At 71.6% G+C, this 16,424-nt stretch carries 25 protein-coding genes; 24 read left to right on the top strand and 1 reads right to left on the bottom strand.

Annotation, left to right across the window (positions count from 1 at the left end; all coding sequences use genetic code 11):
• Position 1: 1 nt before the first annotated feature.
• The 6 genes from GTY67_RS35175 (at position 2) to GTY67_RS26210 (ending at position 2,849) form a co-directional block, all read left to right on the top strand.
• Entirely contained in the window at positions 2-151 is a 150-nt protein-coding gene (locus GTY67_RS35175) for a hypothetical protein (protein WP_237503069.1), read from the top strand.
• Between the two features lie 76 nt (positions 152-227).
• Positions 228-920, top strand: coding sequence for a hypothetical protein (locus tag GTY67_RS26230; protein ID WP_161280497.1), 693 nt, complete (start codon positions 228-230; stop codon positions 918-920).
• Positions 921-1,080: 160 nt separating this feature from the next.
• Complete coding sequence (locus GTY67_RS26225) at positions 1,081-1,452, top strand: hypothetical protein (RefSeq protein WP_161280496.1); 372 nt, start codon at positions 1,081-1,083, stop codon at positions 1,450-1,452.
• Between the two features lie 33 nt (positions 1,453-1,485).
• On the top strand, positions 1,486-2,028 hold the full coding sequence (locus tag GTY67_RS26220; RefSeq protein WP_161280495.1) for a WhiB family transcriptional regulator: 543 nt from the start codon (positions 1,486-1,488) through the stop codon (positions 2,026-2,028).
• A gap of 23 nt (positions 2,029-2,051) precedes the next feature.
• Entirely contained in the window at positions 2,052-2,585 is a 534-nt protein-coding gene (locus tag GTY67_RS26215) for a hypothetical protein (protein WP_237502924.1), read from the top strand.
• A 72-nt stretch (positions 2,586-2,657) separates the two neighbouring features.
• The gene (locus GTY67_RS26210; RefSeq protein ID WP_161280493.1) at positions 2,658-2,849 is read left to right on the top strand and encodes a hypothetical protein; all 192 of its coding nucleotides are present in this window, start codon (positions 2,658-2,660) and stop codon (positions 2,847-2,849) included.
• Positions 2,850-2,915: 66 nt separating this feature from the next.
• Here the strand turns inward: GTY67_RS26210 and GTY67_RS26205 are convergent, their stop codons facing one another.
• Positions 2,916-3,446: an FxLYD domain-containing protein gene (locus GTY67_RS26205; protein WP_161280492.1), complete on the bottom strand. Its 531-nt coding sequence runs from the start codon at positions 3,444-3,446 to the stop codon at positions 2,916-2,918.
• A gap of 269 nt (positions 3,447-3,715) precedes the next feature.
• Here GTY67_RS26205 and GTY67_RS26200 point away from each other — a divergent pair, with 269 nt between their 5' ends.
• The 18 genes from GTY67_RS26200 to GTY67_RS26115 all read left to right on the top strand — a co-directional run bounded on the left by GTY67_RS26200 (position 3,716) and on the right by GTY67_RS26115 (position 16,314).
• Positions 3,716-4,519, top strand: a complete 804-nt coding sequence (locus GTY67_RS26200) for a DUF2637 domain-containing protein (protein ID WP_161280491.1) — start codon at positions 3,716-3,718, stop codon at positions 4,517-4,519.
• Between the two features lie 4 nt (positions 4,520-4,523).
• Positions 4,524-4,667, top strand: a complete 144-nt coding sequence (locus GTY67_RS26195) for a hypothetical protein (protein WP_161280490.1) — start codon at positions 4,524-4,526, stop codon at positions 4,665-4,667.
• Positions 4,668-4,674: 7 nt separating this feature from the next.
• Entirely contained in the window at positions 4,675-5,184 is a 510-nt protein-coding gene (locus GTY67_RS26190) for a hypothetical protein (protein ID WP_161280489.1), read from the top strand.
• On the top strand, positions 5,181-5,498 hold the full coding sequence (locus tag GTY67_RS26185; protein ID WP_161280488.1) for a hypothetical protein: 318 nt from the start codon (positions 5,181-5,183) through the stop codon (positions 5,496-5,498). Before GTY67_RS26190 ends, GTY67_RS26185 begins: the two co-directional genes overlap by 4 nt.
• Positions 5,499-5,856: 358 nt before the next feature.
• On the top strand, positions 5,857-6,351 hold the full coding sequence (locus GTY67_RS26180) for a hypothetical protein (RefSeq protein WP_161280487.1): 495 nt from the start codon (positions 5,857-5,859) through the stop codon (positions 6,349-6,351).
• Entirely contained in the window at positions 6,348-7,694 is a 1,347-nt protein-coding gene (locus GTY67_RS26175; RefSeq protein WP_161280486.1) for a terminase family protein, read from the top strand. Before GTY67_RS26180 ends, GTY67_RS26175 begins: the two co-directional genes overlap by 4 nt.
• A 9-nt stretch (positions 7,695-7,703) precedes the next feature.
• On the top strand, positions 7,704-10,022 hold the full coding sequence (locus tag GTY67_RS26170; RefSeq protein ID WP_161280485.1) for a phage portal protein: 2,319 nt from the start codon (positions 7,704-7,706) through the stop codon (positions 10,020-10,022).
• Between the two features lie 2 nt (positions 10,023-10,024).
• Complete coding sequence (locus GTY67_RS26165; protein WP_161280484.1) at positions 10,025-10,366, top strand: hypothetical protein; 342 nt, start codon at positions 10,025-10,027, stop codon at positions 10,364-10,366.
• Complete coding sequence (locus GTY67_RS26160) at positions 10,363-11,010, top strand: HK97 family phage prohead protease (RefSeq protein ID WP_161280483.1); 648 nt, start codon at positions 10,363-10,365, stop codon at positions 11,008-11,010. Before GTY67_RS26165 ends, GTY67_RS26160 begins: the two co-directional genes overlap by 4 nt.
• A gap of 343 nt (positions 11,011-11,353) precedes the next feature.
• The gene (locus tag GTY67_RS26155) at positions 11,354-12,613 is read left to right on the top strand and encodes a phage major capsid protein (protein ID WP_161280482.1); all 1,260 of its coding nucleotides are present in this window, start codon (positions 11,354-11,356) and stop codon (positions 12,611-12,613) included.
• An 8-nt stretch (positions 12,614-12,621) separates the two neighbouring features.
• Complete coding sequence (locus GTY67_RS26150) at positions 12,622-12,843, top strand: hypothetical protein (protein WP_161280481.1); 222 nt, start codon at positions 12,622-12,624, stop codon at positions 12,841-12,843.
• Position 12,844: 1 nt separating this feature from the next.
• Positions 12,845-13,126 carry a hypothetical protein gene (locus tag GTY67_RS26145; RefSeq protein ID WP_161280480.1) on the top strand — a complete coding sequence of 94 codons (282 nt, stop codon included), beginning with the start codon at positions 12,845-12,847 and terminating at the stop codon, positions 13,124-13,126.
• Between the two features lie 18 nt (positions 13,127-13,144).
• The gene (locus GTY67_RS26140; RefSeq protein WP_202462352.1) at positions 13,145-13,813 is read left to right on the top strand and encodes a hypothetical protein; all 669 of its coding nucleotides are present in this window, start codon (positions 13,145-13,147) and stop codon (positions 13,811-13,813) included.
• A gap of 23 nt (positions 13,814-13,836) precedes the next feature.
• Positions 13,837-14,256 carry an HK97-gp10 family putative phage morphogenesis protein gene (locus GTY67_RS26135; protein ID WP_237502922.1) on the top strand — a complete coding sequence of 140 codons (420 nt, stop codon included), beginning with the start codon at positions 13,837-13,839 and terminating at the stop codon, positions 14,254-14,256.
• Positions 14,256-14,705, top strand: a complete 450-nt coding sequence (locus GTY67_RS26130; RefSeq protein ID WP_161280477.1) for a hypothetical protein — start codon at positions 14,256-14,258, stop codon at positions 14,703-14,705. Before GTY67_RS26135 ends, GTY67_RS26130 begins: the two co-directional genes overlap by 1 nt.
• Positions 14,702-15,031, top strand: a complete 330-nt coding sequence (locus GTY67_RS26125; protein WP_161280476.1) for a hypothetical protein — start codon at positions 14,702-14,704, stop codon at positions 15,029-15,031. The genes GTY67_RS26130 and GTY67_RS26125 overlap by 4 nt, the downstream gene beginning before the upstream one ends.
• A gap of 43 nt (positions 15,032-15,074) precedes the next feature.
• On the top strand, positions 15,075-15,653 hold the full coding sequence (locus GTY67_RS26120; protein ID WP_161280475.1) for a phage tail protein: 579 nt from the start codon (positions 15,075-15,077) through the stop codon (positions 15,651-15,653).
• Between the two features lie 94 nt (positions 15,654-15,747).
• Entirely contained in the window at positions 15,748-16,314 is a 567-nt protein-coding gene (locus GTY67_RS26115) for a hypothetical protein (protein ID WP_161280474.1), read from the top strand.
• The last annotated feature ends 110 nt before the right edge of the window (positions 16,315-16,424 follow it).

Genomic DNA, 16,424 nt, shown 5'->3' with positions numbered 1-16,424 from the left:
CATGGGCCTGCCCGCCGGCCACGTCACCCAGGTCCCCGGGCTGACCCGCAACCAGCAGTTGCACGCCCTCGGCAACGGGGTCGTGCCCCAGCAGGCGACCGCCGCCCTCCGGCTCCTCGCCGCACGGGCTGGCATCCCCACCGCCGCGTGACCAGCCAGACGCCCGCCCCGGCGCGTATCCGGGGCGGGCGCCCACCGCACACCGTACCGACCACCTGGAGCCCTTGATGCCCACCACCCCTGACCGCCCCGCCGACCAGCTGCGCGACTTGCTCACGACCGCGATCAGCAAGTGGCACCGCGACCCGGAGCTGCCGCAGTACGCCCAGGGCGCAGACGCCGTCATGGCCGTGCTGCCTGCGCCTGCCCTGGCGGTGGCCCGGCAGCTCCTCGGCACCAGCACGAGCGAGGACACGGGCGTCGCGTGCCCGTCCCCGGAGACGCACAACTGGGGCTGCGGCTGCCCCACCGACCAGGCCCCGGCGGCGAAGCGGGTCGAGGCGGAGCATGTCCTGTACGACGCGCTCACGCAGGGCGCGGCCCACGCGCAGGTGCGGCAGCACATCATCGACGCGTACCGGGCTGCCGTGATCGCCGAGCACACGCACGCCGCCCCGCCCGCGCCTGCCGACCGGGCCGCCGCGCTCAACGAGGTGGCCGACGAGATCGCGGGCATCGACTTCCACCCGAACGCCCGCGCCCGATCCATCGACATCGCCACGGGCCTCGTGCACCGCATCCGCAGTCTGGCCGGTGAGGCTGCCGCCGGGGCACACCACCCCAAGCCGCGCATCCGCTGCGCGCACACCGACGTGGTGTACGGGCAGTGCGTCCGGTACATCGACGACCACGACGGTGAGTGCCAACACGAGCGCCAGCCGACCCCCGCTGTCCCTGCCGCGCCCGAGGAGGCCCGGTGACCACCAGGAGGCCACAACGCGCCGCCCGCTACCGGTCCATCTACGTCAACGGCTGCCCCACCTGGGAATGCGGCAGGTGTGGTGACCGCAAGCCCCCAGCCACTCGCGAAGCCGACCTCCGCCGCCACGAGAACACGTGCGGCCAGCCCGAGGGGGCCCGGTGACCACCCAGCCCCAGCACGACGAGCGCCTCCACCACCTCCTCGACCGGCTGCTCCGCGGGGTACTCCTCCCCGAGGAAGCCGAGCAACTCGCCGGGGCCGTCCGGATGCTCCAGGCTCGCGTCAACGACCAGGACGGGGCCGCCTGCGTCGCCGTGAGCGCCGTCCGGCTCATGAACGACGCCGGAGCCCAACGCGACCGCGCCGAGGCCCGTATCCGCGAACTGGAGGCCGAGGTGCACCGGCTCACCGCCGGGCAGTGCACCCACGCCCTCGCCATGTGCGAGCAGCACCACACCACCCCGGCGGCCGGCTGCCCGTACCCGCGATGCGCCGCCGCACGGGCCACCGGGCGCGCAGCCACCGCCTGACCCCGCCAACTGCCCGCCCGCCGAGGAGCGTTCATGATCACCTTGCCCGAGTTCCTCGACGGAACCACCCCGAACTGCACCCCTGCTACCGCCCACCTCTTCGACAGCACCGACCCGGCCTACGAGACCGAGGCCGCCGCGATCTGCGCCGCCTGCCCCCTCCGCACCGCCTGCGCCACCCACGCGCTCACCATCCCGGAGGAGCGCGGCACGTGGGGCGGGCTGACCGCGCACCAGCGGCGCCGCATCCGCAACCCGGCGGACACCGCGTGGGTGGACGACGAGGGGCGCCTGCGGGCCGCCTGCGGCACGTACAGCGCCCTGATGGCCCACGTCCGCTACGGGGAGGCGTGCGGCCCGTGTAGAGCCGCACAGGCTGTTCGTACGGAGCGCGCCCGCCGGACCCGCCTCGCCGCCGCCCACAAGGCCGGCGGCACCGTCAACGGGGCCGCGATCCACCGGCGCCTCGGAGAGCCCCCCTGCGTGCACTGCCGGGGCGCCGTTGCCCGGCACTCCGCCGTCCAACGCGCCGCCCGCCGCATGGCCCAGCACCCCGAGCTGGCGATGGCGTCATGACCACCACGCCGAAGGAGCACCACATGCCCACCGATCCGAACCACCGTGACCTGCTGCGTGCCGTCGACCGGCTGACGACGCAGGTCAGACGCATCGCCGACACCCTCGCCGACGGGACCGCGCAGGACGCATCCGCTCTCGCGCCGCCCGTCGCCACCACCGACGACGGGCCGCAGACGACGGGCGTCGACCCCGAGCGCCCCGCCTTCGAAGCCGTGCGCGCCTACATACGCAGCGGCGGCGAGTACCTGCCCAGCACGACCGTCGAACGGAACGCAATGATCTGGCGCGCCGTGGCAGCAGCGCTGACTGCTGAGGACCGGGAGGCAAGCCAGCTGCGCGCCGAGCTGGACCGGATCCGGCGCGCCCTCGACCCTGACGACGAGACGTACATCCAAGAGACCGTCGACGACCAGCTCGCCATGACCGCCACCATCAACCGGGTGCGCAGCGCGCTGGACGACCGCCCCGCCCTGTGCACGGACAGCGATTACGAGCGCGGCTGGAGTGACGCTTCCGAGATGGTTCGGCACGCCCTCGACGGAACGCCCAAGTAGCCACACCAGTACGGGAACTATCCGAACCCCGGCATCGTCCACACCATCACACCAACCGCCACAAGGAGCACCATGAGCAGCCTTAACGAGCACGTCGAGCAGAACCGCAGCGGCAAGGACGAGGCACTTGAAGCCATCCTCTCCGCGATCGTCACACAGGCGGCGGAGCTCCAGGACTACGCCGACAGCCCGCGCGCAGCGGAGGGCCTGAAGAACCTGGCCGAGGCCTACGCCTGGCTGCACCGCCCGGCACAGGCGCACTGACCTGACGCAGCACAGACGCCCGTCACCCCGCCAGGGGCGACGGGCGTCGTCGTGTTCAGACGGCCGTCAGGACGCGTACCGGGTCACCTTCGTCACCTTGCACGACACCTTCCCCGTGACCTTGTCGAGGGACTGCGCGTCCTCCTCAACCTCCTGCCCCGCCGCCACGTTGTTCGACGCGGCCATCGCGTCTGCCAACCGCTTGCCGGAGGCGTCCACGAACTCGACGGACACGATGTAGTTCGACATCTTCGACGACCGGTTCGTGATCAGCACGTCCGCCTTCGGCCACCCCGTCGCGTCGCTCACCTCACACCCGGTGATCTTCACGTCCCCCTCGGCACCCTTCGGCGCAGCAGCCTCCGGGGCCTCCTCCTTCGGCGCCGCAGCGGACGGCTCGGACCCCGCCGTCACGGGCTTCGACGACGCCTTGTCCCCGTCGTCACCGCCCGACGCCACCACGCCTACGACGCCGGCCACGACGAGCAGGCCCACGACGCCGAGGCACCCCAGCCCAATCTTCCCGGCGCTGCTCTTCTTCGGCTGCTGCGGCTGCTGCCCCCACCCCTGCTGACCCTGCGGATACTGCTGCGACATGTCGTCCCCCTGAGAGCTCCGTCTACGTTCGCGCACCGTACGACCCAGGCGGACCCGGCGTCTCCGGAAGTGGCCAACCCGTGACAACCAGGTGACGACGACGTGCCCCTGACGGGCCGTCTGGACGACGACGACGCCCGTCAGCTAGGCTGCTGCTCGCACCGACACCGATAGCAGCGGGTCGGACCAACAACCAAAAAAAGCGGGCCCAGACGACGCGGATAGCAGCCGCGGTCTGGACCCTCACCACCAGGAGATTGGACCTCCCGATGGCTGACCAGCACTTTAGCGTGCCGCCCCCCGGGCCCGGCACCCACCGCACCACCTCGATCGGCCTCGCCGTCGCCGCCGCCGTGATCATCATCGGCATCACCGGCATCGCGTTCTGGCTCTCGTACCACCACCTCCACGACGTCGCCGCGGCACACGGCCTCGGAGGAGACCCCGCACGCGCCTGGGCCTGGCCCGCCGTACTCGACCTCTTCTACCTCGCCGGAGAGCTGCTGATCCTCCGCGCCTCCTGGCTCCGCACCGTCGACCCCTGGGCCATCGCCCTCACCGCACTCGGAGCCGCCGGGTCCATCGGCCTCAACGTCGCCGGGGTCGGGGCCGGGGCGCAGCCGCTTGAGTACATTGTGGCCGCCGTCCCCCCGGTCGCCGCGCTCCTCGCGTTCGGTGCGCTGATGCAGCAGGTCCACCGCTGGTTCGGCCGGACGCCCGTCGTCACCCCGTCGACCAGCGTCGATACGCCCGTCGTCGAACGCGTCGCCGCTCCCGTCGACCCGGCCCCCGCCGCCGTCCCGCCGATGCCCGAGCAAGCCCCGCCGCCCCCGGCCATCGAGGCCCCCGCCCCGCCCGCGCCGATCCGGTACCGCGACCCCCGGTGCGCCACCGTCCGCCCCCTGTACGAGGGCGGCGCCCGGCCCGGCACCGCCGCCATGCGCGACGCCCTCATCGCCGCCGGCCACGGCCGTGTTGGCGACTCCACAATCCGCGGCACCATCCGCGCGGAGATCGAGGAGCACGAGCCGCACCTCGCCCTGCTCCCCTCCGCCGTCGGCCGCACCGCATAGGCCCGTGGCCGCCGCGTTCTTCGTCGGCTCCACCGTGCTCGGTCTCGTAGGCCTCGCCTACGTCTGCCTCGACGACCTGCCGCGCATCGCCGGGTCCGTCGCTCTCGTACTCACCCTCGCCGCGTTCGGCGCGGCCATCCTCCGCTGAGGACCCCATGAACATCGTCACCATCGGCGGCGTCACCGTCGGCCTCTGCATCCTCATCGCCACCCTCGTCCAGTGGTACCCCGGGTACCGCACCCTGAAGAAGAAGCCGGTGCCCTTCCTCGGGCAGCTGTTGCCCTTCGTGCTCGCCTGGGCGTACGGCGTCCTCGCCATCCTCACCGTCGGCGGCGTCGTCGGCTGGATCGCCGACACCGCCCTCTGGATCAGCAACTGGCTCGGGGACGTCGCGCTTGTCTGGGGCGTCGGCGGCCAGGCCGGGCGGTCCGCCAACGCCGCTACCTACCTTCCGCTCACCCAGACCGGGACCGCCCTCGTCCTCATCCTCACCGTCGGAATGATCGTCGGGGCGAAGAAGTCGAAGTACGGCAGCGACCTCAAGCGCGGCTCCTGGTGCGGGATCTGCCTCGGCACCAGTGCGGGCGTTGCGGGCTTCGCTGCCGTGCCGCTCGCCCAGGCCGTCAACTGGGCCGGGCAGGCCGCCTACGGGGTCATCGCGTGACCCCGGACGACGAGACCGAAGAGGAGCAGGAGAAGTCCGACGAGGGCAGCCCTGCGGCCGGTGGATGCGTCATTGCCCTCGGCATCGGCGTCCCGCTCGCCGGGGTGTACGCCGCCTCCGTGGACGCCGGGGTCCTCGCCACGTTGGCCATCGGGACCGCCGCCCTGTGGCGCGCCGCACGGTCCGTGCCTAGTACAGCTAACCCCGCTCCCCCACCGCCCCTAGAAGGGGCTGGAAACGCAAAGAGCCTGTTCAGCGTCGTGGAGGACCGCCCCGGCCACTGCACCATCAACTGGCAGAAGGAGGGGTCCTGATGGCCCTGGAGAAGAGCATCAGCCTCGGCGACCTCCGTCGCCGCAACGAGGAGTCGCAGCAGAAGCGGGCCGCCGAGAAGGCCAGCAACAACGCACCCAAGAAGGGATGATGGCGGCATGGACGCCCTCGGCAGGATCATCCTGACCCTCATGCAGGACATCGCGCGCGGTGTCGACAACGCCCTCGCGCACTGGGGCTTTTGACCGCCCGCTGTCCGACCCGGGCCGTACCCTCGGCACACGAGGCCCCACCGCCATCCCCCGTCGGTGGGGCCTCACCCACGCCCGCGACCAACACACCTCATGATCCCGGTACGCCCGAAATCCGTACCCTCCCGGGCAGGAGGAGGTGACGGGCATGGACGACCCACAGGCACGCCCGCACGGCGGCGACGGCCAGTTCGTGCGCTCCCTCACCACCGCACAACGCGACGCCGAAGCCGCACGCCTCCGCACCCAGGGCTGGACCTACCAGCGCATCGCCGACCACCTCGACTTCAAGCAGCGCGCCGACGCCTACAACGCCGTGAAGCGCGTCCTCGACGCCACCGTCCGCGAAGCTGGTGAGGACGTCCGGGCCCTGGAGCTGGAGCGCCTGGACCGGCTGGAGGCAGCCGCGAATGAGGTGCTGGAGCGGGAGCACGTTACCGTGTCCAACGGCCGCGTCGTCTCCCTGAACGAGGCGCCGCTCCCCGACGACGGGCCGGTCCTCGCTGCGATTGACCGCCTCCTGAAGATCCAGGAGCGCCGCGCCCGGTTGCTCGGCCTGGACGCCCCGACGAAGCAGGCCATCACCATCAGCCCCGAGCGGGCGGCCGCCCTGGCCCAGCTCGTTGAGGAGCTGGGCGAGTGACCGTCACCGACCTGCGCGAGCGCCTCGCCGCACTCACCGAGCAGGAAGCCGACCTGCTGGAGAGCAAGCTCCGAGCCAAGCTCTGGGCGAAGCGATGGAACGCATGGACCCCCTACCCCTGGCAGGTCCCCCCGGACGCCATCGAGACCCACGGCATGTGGCTCCAGCTCGGCGGGCGCGGCACCGGGAAGACGGACGGGTGCGCGAGGTACATGGTGCAGCACGTCAACGGGCCCCCGTGTGACGACCGGGTCCCCGGCGGACACCGCATGGCGATCATCGCCCCCACCCAGGGCGACGCCGTCGAGTCCGCCGTCAACGGCCCGTCCGGACTGAAGGCCCACGACCCGCGCGTCGTGCTGCGCACCACCGCGGGCGGCACCCACGTGAAGTGGCCCAGTGGCGCGGAGGCCAAGCTGTTCGGCGCCCACTCGCCGGACGACGTTGAGCGCCTCCGCTCCGGAGGTAACCGGTGCCTCGTCTGGTTGGAGGAGGCCGCGGCGATGCGCCGCCTCGGTGCCGCGCTCACCCACTCGGCCATGGGCCTGCGCGTCGGGCCGAACCCGCACTACATCGCCAGCACGACCCCGAAGCCCCGCAAGGAGATCCGCGACCTCCTTCAGCGCGCCGACGTGATTACCACCAAGGGCCGCACCCGCGACGCGATCCACCTCCCCGAGATGATGCGCACCAAGCTGGTGCAGCAGTACGCCGGCACCCGCCTGGAGCGGCAGGAGCTGGACGGGGAGCTCATCGACGACATCGAGGGCGCCCTCTGGTCGTGGCGCGGCCTGGACGCCACCCGTGTTGGCGCGGCCCCGCCCATGACGCGCATCGTCGTCGCGATCGACCCCGCGGCGAAGGGCGGCGGCGAGTCCGACGAGATGGGCATCATCGTGGCCGGGCTCGGCGAGGCGTACATCCCCGACCGCAACGGGTTCGCCCGCCGGCACGGGTACGTCCTCGATGACCTGTCCGGGCGGATGTCCCCTGAGGAGTGCATGCGGCGGGCAGCGCAGGCGTACCACGCGTGGAAGGCCGACCGAGTGATCGCTGAGGTCAACAACGGGGGCGACTGGATCGGGCTCGCCATGAGGCAGACCGACCCGACGGTGAACTACGACACCGTCACCGCCACCCGCGGCAAGGCCACCCGCGCCGAGCCGGTCGCCGCGATCTTCGACCAGCTGGCCGCCCACGTCGTCACGTCGTTCCCGCAGTTGGAGGAGCAGCTCACCACGTGGGTGCCCGGGGACGACAGCCCCGACCGGCTCGACGCCATGGTCTGGGCCCTCACCAAGCTCATGCTCGCCCCCGCGGGCAACTACGCCGCGGTCGCCTAGGAGGACCATGTGGGACGCTTCAAGGACGTGGCCGACGCGCTGTTCGGCCGCCGCGCCGTCGGCGGCCTGGACACGCTGCGCGAGCGCCGCCCGATCACCGTGGCCAGCGTCGGCGGCCAGCAGTCGCTGACCATCGACCTGGATGCGGAGGCACGCGGGTACTCCAACTCGGCTGTCGCATACCGGTGCGTCGCGGCGATCGCCGACAACGGCAGCAGCGTGCCGCTCGCCGTACGGCAACCCGACGGAACCGTCATCGATGGGCACCGCGTTGCCCACCTGCTCAACAAGAAGCCGAACCCGTTCATGTCTGCCCGCGTCTTCAAGAGCCTCATGCTCCAGCAGGGCGAGTTGGCCGGGCAGAGCTTCATCTGGTTGGACCGAGGTGAGACCGGGCTCGGTGACCCGACTGAGGCGCACATCGTCTTCGACCAGGTTGACGTTGTCGTCGATAAGCCTGTGCACCTGCGGCCCACCATGGCGAACTTGGTGGGGTTCGTGATCCGGCGGGCGGACGGCGTGCAGGTGCCCGTGCTTCCGGAAGAGATGCTGTGGTTGCGGTACCCGCATCCGTTCGACCCGCTCGGCTGTCTCGCCCCGTGGAAGGCCGCGCGGCACGCGGTGGACATGGATGCGTTCGCCCGCGAGTGGCAGCGCTCCAGCTACAAGAACGGGGCGTCGCCGACGGGCGTCGTCTACCTCGGGCAGATGGAGGAGTCGGCCTTCGCTGCGGCCAAGGCGTCGTGGCGCAGCAGCATGCAGGGCCCGGCGAACGCGGGCAAGAACCTCCTCGTCGCGTCCCCGCCCGGCGGCGGTACTCCGGTCTCGTACGCCCGGGTTGGGCTGACGGCCGAGGAGATGGACTACCTGGAGTCGCGGATGGCGAACGCGGCCGAGGTGATGATGGCGTTCGGTGTCCCCCACGACTACCTGGCCGCCGGGACGACGTACGAGAACCGGGCGGCGGCAAAGGCGACCCTGTGGTCGGACACGATCAAGCCGAAGCTGGAGCTGATCGGCAGCGAGATTGACCGCATCCTCCTGCCCAGCGACTCCGAAGAAGCCGAGTTCGACCTGAGCAGCGTGGAGGCGTTGCAGGAGGCGCAGGACTCGGTGGCCAACCGCACCAGGGCGTCGGTGTACTCCGACACACTGACGATCGACGAGGCGCGCGCCGAGCTGGGCAAGGAGCCCCTGCCGAACGGGCTCGGCGCCCACACCCTCACCCCGTACCGGGCGCAGTGGGCGCCGGTCCAGGGTGCACCCGGTGGCGATGAGGCGCGGTCGTGGGACGTCGACTTCTCCCGCCTGCTGCCGTCGGCGCCGGACGTCGGGCCCGTCGTCGAACGGGCGGTGGAGGCGGCGTTGGCCCGGCTGCTCGGTGCTGTCCCGCCGCAGGTGGACGGCCCGTCGGTGCCGCGTCGTCGGGAGCTGACGCGCGCGGACGACGACGCCCCGTCGCCCCCGTCGCTGGCGGACATCAACGAGGCGTACGACGAGCTGGAGGCGGCCGGGGTCCGGGCGGTGCGGGCGCTCGCCCGGGAGCAGCAGGCGCGGGTGCTCCGCGACTTCGATCGGCTGATGAAGAAGCCCGAACGCTCGGCCGCCTGGCTGACCGAGGTCCGGGCCGAGGCGTGCGCCCTCGCCCGCGAGCAGCAGCTGGTGCTGGCCCCGCCGGACCTGGACGTGGTGCCGGCCGCGCGGGCGACGGACATGGACGTCGCGACGGGCCCCGCCGGGTGGGAGGAGCGGATCAAGGTCCGCGACATCTTCGACGGGGGGTACTGGCGGCGGGCAACGGCGGCCGCGCTGCGCCCCTTCGTAGAGCGGGCGTGGAGGCGCGGTGCGGTCAGCATCAGCCCGTCGTTCGACCTCGACGAGCCGGACGTGGCGACCGCGCTGACGGACCGCATCGACGAGCTGGCGGGGCAGGTGACGGCTACGACGGAACAGGTGCTGCGGTCGCAGCTCCTCGCGCACGGTGTCGCCGACGGCGAGTCCGTGCCCCAGCTCCGGGCCAGGATCCAGCAGGTGTTCACGAACCTCTCCGACTACCGGGCGACGATGATCGCCCGTACGGAGACGGTGGGCGGCTACTCGCAGGCGTCGTTCCTGGCGGCGCTGGATCAGGGTGCGGTGCGGAAGACGTGGGTGTCGACCGACGACAAGCGCACGAGGCGCACGCATCGGGCGGCGCAGGGCTCCAGCGTCGCGATGAACAAGCGGTTTCCGCTGACCCAGTCCCGGTGGCCCGCCGACGCGGCCGCGCCCGCCAACCAGTCCATTCAGTGCCGGTGTGCGCTGACCTTCGAGTTCGAGGAGAACTGACCATGGCCACTTTGCTGCGGGGCGAGGTCCCCGTGATCCTCCAGCCTGCCGGGACCGTCCAGTACCAGGGGGCGTACTGCCCGCCGGGGGTGCCGTTCGCCGAGGTGCGGCGCGGCCCGTTCGACGGCAAGCAGGACATCATGGCCCGCCCCGACGCCGACGGTGAACTGCCCCGGCACATGACGTTCGGGAACGGCTCCGTCGTCTACGAGTACGACGGCAAGGACGCAAAGGGCCGGGCGGTGTACCGGTACGCGCCGCTCCTGTCCCCGTCCCACCGCGCCGTCATGGACGGCGTCGCCAAGGTCTACGCCGACAACGCACCCAAGGGAGAGCAGCGATGACCGAGCTGGAGTTCCGCGTCTTCGAGACGCACGAGTTCCGCGTAGGCGAAGACCAGGACGGCACCTTCGACGGGATCGCCTGCCAGTACGGCAAGAAGGACAGCTACGGCACCACCTTCCACCCCGGCGTCTTCAAGCGCGGCATCGACAAGGGGTCGTACGCCTACCTGTGGATGCACAGTCCGTACACCCCGATCGGCACGTTCCGGGCCGACGAGCAGTCCAACCTGCTGCACATCGCTGGCCTGTACGACGACACGGTGGACGGCCGCGACAAGCGCGCCATGGCCCGCAGCGGAAGCGCGCGCGAGCTGTCGGTGGGCTTCATCCGGACCGATCTCCCCCCGTGGGAGAAGGTCGCTGAGATGGGCGACGACGACCGCGCCGACGTCCTCGACAACATCCGCTCCGCCCGCCTCGTCGAGGTCTCCCAGATCACCGCGCGCATGGCCGCCGTCCCCGGGTCGAAGCTGAAGACGGTGCGGTCCGCCCTGGGCGCCCTGTACTCCGAGACCGGGGAGCCGACGCTGGCCGAGCGCCTCGCGGACTACGACCGGGAGCACGGCCGCGACACGGAGATCCTGCACCGGCAGCAGATGAACCTACGCCTCCGCCGGGCCGCGCTGCTGCGCCTGGGTGCCTGATGCCCGGGAAGCGCGGGTTCCGCAGCAAGGCCCAGTGGCGATGGGCGTTTGCCACCCGGAAGGCATGGGCTCGCCGCTGGGCCAACCGGTCCCGCTCGTACAAGTCGCTGCCCGCCCGACGCCGACGACGCAGGTAGACGACCGCCACCGGGGCGACCAACACACCTCCCCCGCACGCACTTGCGGAATCGATCTACTCTCCCCCCATCTGATCCGGGCCGCCTGAACCGGACGTAAAAGCCACAGGCATGCCGGGCGCGACCCACCGGCCGTGAAAGACGGGCGCAGGACACCCAGACCGCTGGGTGGGCTGCGAGCCCGCCCCACGACCGAGGAGGCCCTGATGCCCCCGGCACCCACCCTCACCGAGCAGCGCGACGAGATCGCCGCACTCCTCGCCGACGAGACATACGACGGCGACATCAACGAACTGCTCCAGCGCGCCGACACCGTCGCCGCCGCGATCGAACAGGCCAACCAGCGCGACGCCCGCCTGCGCGCCCTCCGCGCCGCAACGCTCCCCGCCGGTGACCCGCAGCCCCAGCCCAACGCCCCGCAGCAGCGCCGCGACCAGCCCGGCATGCAGCCCGACGACACCGGCAACCAGCACCCCGTCTCCGTCGCCGAAGCCTTCGTCCGCAGCCGCGCCCTGGAGACCTTCCGGGCCGGCGGCTACCAGGGCAAGTTCGGCGAGCACTTCGCCCCCGGTGACACCCGCGACGCCCCGGTCGGCACCACGAACACCGGCACCTACCCGCTCCAGAACACCCGCGTCCCCGGGGTCATCCCGGAGAACCCGGACTACCCGCTCCTGGTGGCCGACCTGTTCGACCAGCAGACCTCGGACGGGACGACCCTGGAGTACCTGCGGGACGTGTCCGGCCCGGTGACCGGTGTCGGCACCTGGAACAACGCCGCGGTCGTCGCCGAGGGCAAGACGAAGCCCATGTCCGGGCCGTTCGAGTTCGAGCTGGTCACCACCACGCTCAAGACCGTGGCCCACTGGACGCCGATCACCCGCCAGGCAGCGGACGACAACGGCCAGCTGATGGGCTACATCAACGGCCGGCTGACGTACGGGCTGCGGTTCAAGGAGGACCGGCAGCTCCTCACCGGCAACGGCACCACGGAGATGCAGGGCGTGCTCACCACGTCCGGTATCGGCGTGTACCAGCCGGGTGTCGGCAACACCGACGCGAAGCTCATCACCGTCAGGAAGGCGCGGACGCAGGCCGAACTGGCGCTGTACCCGCCGGACTCGGTGATCCTGAACCCGCTGGACTGGCAGGACATCGAACTCGACACGGACGCGAACGGGCAGTTCCGGGTCATCACCTCGGTGACCGAGCCGGGCGCGGCGATGCGCCTGTGGGGTCTGCGGGTCGTGACCACCGTCGCGATGGCGCAGGGGACGGCGCTCCTGGGCGGGTTCCGTGCCGGGGCGACTCTGTGGCGGCGTCAGGGCATCACGATCCTGATGACCGACAGCCACGCGTCGCTGTTCATCGACAACACCCTCGTCGTCCTGGCGGAGCACCGGGCGAACCTTGCGGTTCACACCCCGGCAGCCTTCGTGAAGATCACGTTCGCGGCGGCGACCTGATGGGCGGGGTGACGAAGCAGGTCACGCTCACCAAGGGCGGAACCCGCGTACCGAACCAGGAGACCGAGACGCTCCGCGTCATCGGCACGTCGCCCGCCCTCATGGACGGCAGCACCAAGCCCGTCATCAACAACCAGTCCCCGGACTTCGCCAACCTCGCGGCCGTCACGACCGCGTACAACGCGCTGCTGGCCGCCCTGCGGACGCGCGGCGTCATCGGAGGTAGCTGACATGGCAGCACGCGGAAGCAAGCCCGAGCAGGACAAGGACGCCGTCCCGGCGGCCACCGTCCGCACCCAGGAGTACGACGCGGGCACCGGTTGGGAGATCGGCCAGCGCGCCCCCGAGGACGCCTTCCGGGCGCTCGACGGCGCGGGCACCGGCGGCGTCACCGGCCCGGTCGTGCACACCCACCCCGGCGGCTACGCCCGGCAAATCGCAGTGAAGGGCCAGGTCGTCACGGCCGGCGCCCGGCGCGAGCTGGACGCGGCCGAGCAGGACGGCGAGGGCTGACCTGTGGCGTACTGCTCCGTGGACCAGGCGAAAGACGCGGGCTGCACCGGCACTGACGGTGAGGTCGCCGCGTGTATCAGCGCTGCCACGGAGCGCATCACCGCCTACACCCAGCAGTTCTTCGAGCCCACTGTGGCGGTGGTGGTGGCGGACGTGGCGCCGGACGGGACAGCCCTGCTCCCGCGCCGCGTCCGCACGGTCACGTCGGTTCAGCCCGTCGTCGGCACGGACGACGGGCCGTGGCTCCCGTCGTCGGCGTACCGGGTCACGTCGTCCGAGGTGCTCGGTGGGGTGGACGCGGTGCACCTGCGGTGGGGCGGCTGGGACGACCTCGTGGCCGGGGCCGAGTCGTACAACGGCGGGTGGCGTGGCCTGTTCGACCGGTGGGGAGCCGAACAGGCCCGCATCACCGGGACGTTCGGTTTCGCCGAGGTGCCGCCGCTGGTGGCCCAGGCGTGCGCCCTCCTCGCCGCGCACATCCAGGCCGCCGCTGCCCCGTCCGACGCGGACAGCACGGCCGGGCCCGGCCTCGACGTGGACGACGAGGGCAACAACGTCCGCATCGAGAACACCAGCGACGAGGAGGCGACGCCCGTCGCCCCGTCGGCGTCCACCGGATCGACGCAGGTAGACGCCCTGTTGGTCGGCTATCTCAACCGCGGGCACAGCATGATCGGCGGTATCTGATGGCCGTCTCCGGGAGCTTCAGCATGGACGCCCGCCAGTTCGAGCGCGGGCTGCGCCGGTTCGTCGGCCGCCTTTCGACCGAGTCGAAGCGCGCCGCCGACCGTACCGGGACCCGGGTGCAAAACGAAGCGCGCCGCCGGGCGCCGGTCGACACCGGGCGGCTGCGCTCGTCGATCGTGTCCCGCTCCGAGGATCGCGGGCGTACGTACGACGTCACCGTCGGCACCAACGTGGACTACGCGGAGCATGTCGAGTACGGCACCGCCCCCCACCGGATCTACCCGCGCACCAAGGCCGCCCTGTACTGGCCGGGGGCCCCGCACCCGGTGGCGTATGTCGACCACCCGGGCACCGCCCCGCACCCGTTCCTGGCCCCCGCGATCGCGATGGCTGAGGTGTGGCTGCGCGAGGAGCTGGCCCGTGCCGGACGGAGGGTCCGCTGATGGCCGCCACCACGTCCGGTGCGATCAAGGCCCGGCTGGAGTCCCTCGCCTTCGGGGTGCCCGTCTTCCGCGATGGTCCCCGCGAGGGACAGGCCCCGCCGTTCATCGTCGTCACCGAGGCGCTCGGCATCTCGATGGACACCGCAAACGGGGACTTCGGCGACCCGGACGCCGAGCTGACCATCGTCGAGAAGGTGGCCGTCGACTTGATCGAGGCCGCCCGCACGAAGGCCACCGCGGGGACCGCCCGCGCGGTGGAGCGGTACGGGCTGGCCGAGGCCATCGCCCACGCCCTCCACGGCAACGGCCTACCCGCGCACCCCGCGAAGGTCACCGCAGTGCGCGTCACCGACATCGACCGCTTCCCGATCAGCGACAACCGGGTCCGGGCCTCCATCACCCTCGCCATCCACCGCGTGCTGCTCCGCTCGGAGGTGACCCCCGCATGACCGACGTCACCCTCTACGCCATGCCCCGCGAGGACGTCCTGTCCTACCTCGGCACCGACTGGCCGCCCCGGCCCGGCGCCACCGTCGTCCGCATCGATCCGGCCGGCGGGGTCACCGACGGACTCGTCAGCGTCTACGAAACGCCCGGGCGCCCCGGGGTCTCGTGGTGGCTGGTCGACGGGGTCATCCCGCCGCAAGGCGCCGGGCACGGCGGCGAAGCGCTGGCCGCGCTGATCCCGGGCGCGGTCGCCGAGCTCATCCCTGTCCCTGAGCCGGAGTCACCGCCGTGGACCGGCGGATGGTCCAGCAGCACCAGCACCGAGTAGCCCACCGTCCGGGCCGAACCCCGGCACCAGGAAGGAACTGATCATGCCGCTCAGCCGAGTGACCAAGCTGTACGCAGTCGAGGACTGCAAGATCTTTCCGCTGCTCTCCGACCCTGCCGGGGGCACCCCGGCGTACGGGGAGGGCATCGACGTCCCCGGCATCAAGTCGATGGAGATCTCCGGCGACGTGGAGGTGAAGGAGCTCCGCGGTGACAACGGGCTCCTGGACTCGGACTCGTCGATCTCCAACGTGACCGTGTCGTACCCGCACGCGAAGCTGTCGCTGGACGTGCTGAAGGCGCTCGTGTCCAGCACGGTCACCGACTCCGGGACGACTCCGGCGCAGAAGTCGAAGTGGTCGCTGAAGCAGGGCGCGAAGCCCCTCCCATACAAGATCGTCGGAAAGACCCCCACCTCGGGCGGCGATCTCGTCGGCGGCGACGTGTACTTCACCCTCTTCAAGTGCATCATGTCCAGCTTTCCCGGCCTCGGCCTGGCGGAGGAGGACTACCGCACGATCGAGAACGAGGCGCGCGCCGTGCCGCTCATCTCGACCGGCGAGTGGGTCGATGTCGAGATCCACGAAACCGCTGCCGCGATCCCGACCGCTGCGACCCCCTGATCCCCGGGCGGGTGCGCGGACCTCCGTCTACGCCGCCGCCCGCCCGGCCCACCCTCCCGTAGGCCGAAACCCGGCACTCACCCAGGAGCCCCGCATGAGCAGCCCCGCACCCCTCACCAGCCTCGGCCGCACCGTGACGTTCACCGACGGCACCACCGCCCAACTCCGCTACAGCCTCGGCGCGCTGGCCCTGCTGGAGCAGCGGCACGGCGGCATCGACGGAGTCCTCTCCGTCTTCGAGCAGATCGACGGCAAGGGCGGAATGTCCGGGGTGATCATCGGCCCGATGCTGGAGCTGATCGGCGCCGGGCTCACCGGCAGCGGCGGGTTCGTGCCGCACATGACCGAGCGGGTGTCCACCGTGCGGGAGGAAACCCCCGACGGGCGCAAGACCAGCAGGGACGTCCGTGAGGTCACCGCCGTCCGCTACGTCCGTGCGAGCGACCGCCGTGAGCTGGGCGACCTCCTGGACTTCAGCACCTTCGAGCAGCTCACCAACGCCATGACGGCCGCATTTGCGGAGGCCTTCCCCCAGGGGGAAGCGGAGGCCCCGACGGGGCCGTATACCGACGTAGCCCTTCCCGACACCTTCCGTGGGACGAGCTCTACTACCTCGGCACCGTCCCCCTCGGCCGCACAGATGACGCCTTCTGGCACCTGACCCTCGCCCAGCTCCTCGCACTGGCCGACCAGCACCGGCACGCGACCGGAGCAGCGGGCGAGTCCAGGCCCACCACACCCGCTGGCGGTGAATCCCTCCTCGGATTCGCC

The organism is Streptomyces sp. SID8374 (assembly GCF_009865135.1).
In the GTDB taxonomy this organism is placed as follows: Bacteria; Actinomycetota; Actinomycetes; order Streptomycetales; family Streptomycetaceae; genus Streptomyces.
This window is presented reverse-complemented; position numbering and strand designations above follow the sequence as displayed.

What these genes read in the sequence shown, in the direction of transcription:
- GTY67_RS26135 (WP_237502922.1), top strand. Translation starts at nt 13,837, where the DNA reads ATGGACGCCCGCCAGTTCGAGCGCGGGCTGCGCCGGTTCGTCGGCCGC.
- GTY67_RS35175 (WP_237503069.1), top strand. Translation starts at nt 2, where the DNA reads ATGGGCCTGCCCGCCGGCCACGTCACCCAGGTCCCCGGGCTGACCCGC.
- GTY67_RS26210 (WP_161280493.1), top strand. Translation starts at nt 2,658, where the DNA reads ATGAGCAGCCTTAACGAGCACGTCGAGCAGAACCGCAGCGGCAAGGAC.
- GTY67_RS26115 (WP_161280474.1), top strand. Translation starts at nt 15,748, where the DNA reads ATGAGCAGCCCCGCACCCCTCACCAGCCTCGGCCGCACCGTGACGTTC.
- GTY67_RS26220 (WP_161280495.1), top strand. Translation starts at nt 1,486, where the DNA reads ATGATCACCTTGCCCGAGTTCCTCGACGGAACCACCCCGAACTGCACC.
- GTY67_RS26130 (WP_161280477.1), top strand. Translation starts at nt 14,256, where the DNA reads ATGGCCGCCACCACGTCCGGTGCGATCAAGGCCCGGCTGGAGTCCCTC.
- GTY67_RS26215 (WP_237502924.1), top strand. Translation starts at nt 2,052, where the DNA reads ATGCCCACCGATCCGAACCACCGTGACCTGCTGCGTGCCGTCGACCGG.
- GTY67_RS26190 (WP_161280489.1), top strand. Translation starts at nt 4,675, where the DNA reads ATGAACATCGTCACCATCGGCGGCGTCACCGTCGGCCTCTGCATCCTC.
- GTY67_RS26120 (WP_161280475.1), top strand. Translation starts at nt 15,075, where the DNA reads ATGCCGCTCAGCCGAGTGACCAAGCTGTACGCAGTCGAGGACTGCAAG.
- GTY67_RS26165 (WP_161280484.1), top strand. Translation starts at nt 10,025, where the DNA reads ATGGCCACTTTGCTGCGGGGCGAGGTCCCCGTGATCCTCCAGCCTGCC.
- GTY67_RS26125 (WP_161280476.1), top strand. Translation starts at nt 14,702, where the DNA reads ATGACCGACGTCACCCTCTACGCCATGCCCCGCGAGGACGTCCTGTCC.
- GTY67_RS26205 (WP_161280492.1), bottom strand. Translation starts at nt 3,446, where the DNA reads ATGTCGCAGCAGTATCCGCAGGGTCAGCAGGGGTGGGGGCAGCAGCCG.
- GTY67_RS26230 (WP_161280497.1), top strand. Translation starts at nt 228, where the DNA reads ATGCCCACCACCCCTGACCGCCCCGCCGACCAGCTGCGCGACTTGCTC.
- GTY67_RS26180 (WP_161280487.1), top strand. Translation starts at nt 5,857, where the DNA reads ATGGACGACCCACAGGCACGCCCGCACGGCGGCGACGGCCAGTTCGTG.
- GTY67_RS26145 (WP_161280480.1), top strand. Translation starts at nt 12,845, where the DNA reads ATGGCAGCACGCGGAAGCAAGCCCGAGCAGGACAAGGACGCCGTCCCG.
- GTY67_RS26155 (WP_161280482.1), top strand. Translation starts at nt 11,354, where the DNA reads ATGCCCCCGGCACCCACCCTCACCGAGCAGCGCGACGAGATCGCCGCA.
- GTY67_RS26160 (WP_161280483.1), top strand. Translation starts at nt 10,363, where the DNA reads ATGACCGAGCTGGAGTTCCGCGTCTTCGAGACGCACGAGTTCCGCGTA.
- GTY67_RS26200 (WP_161280491.1), top strand. Translation starts at nt 3,716, where the DNA reads ATGGCTGACCAGCACTTTAGCGTGCCGCCCCCCGGGCCCGGCACCCAC.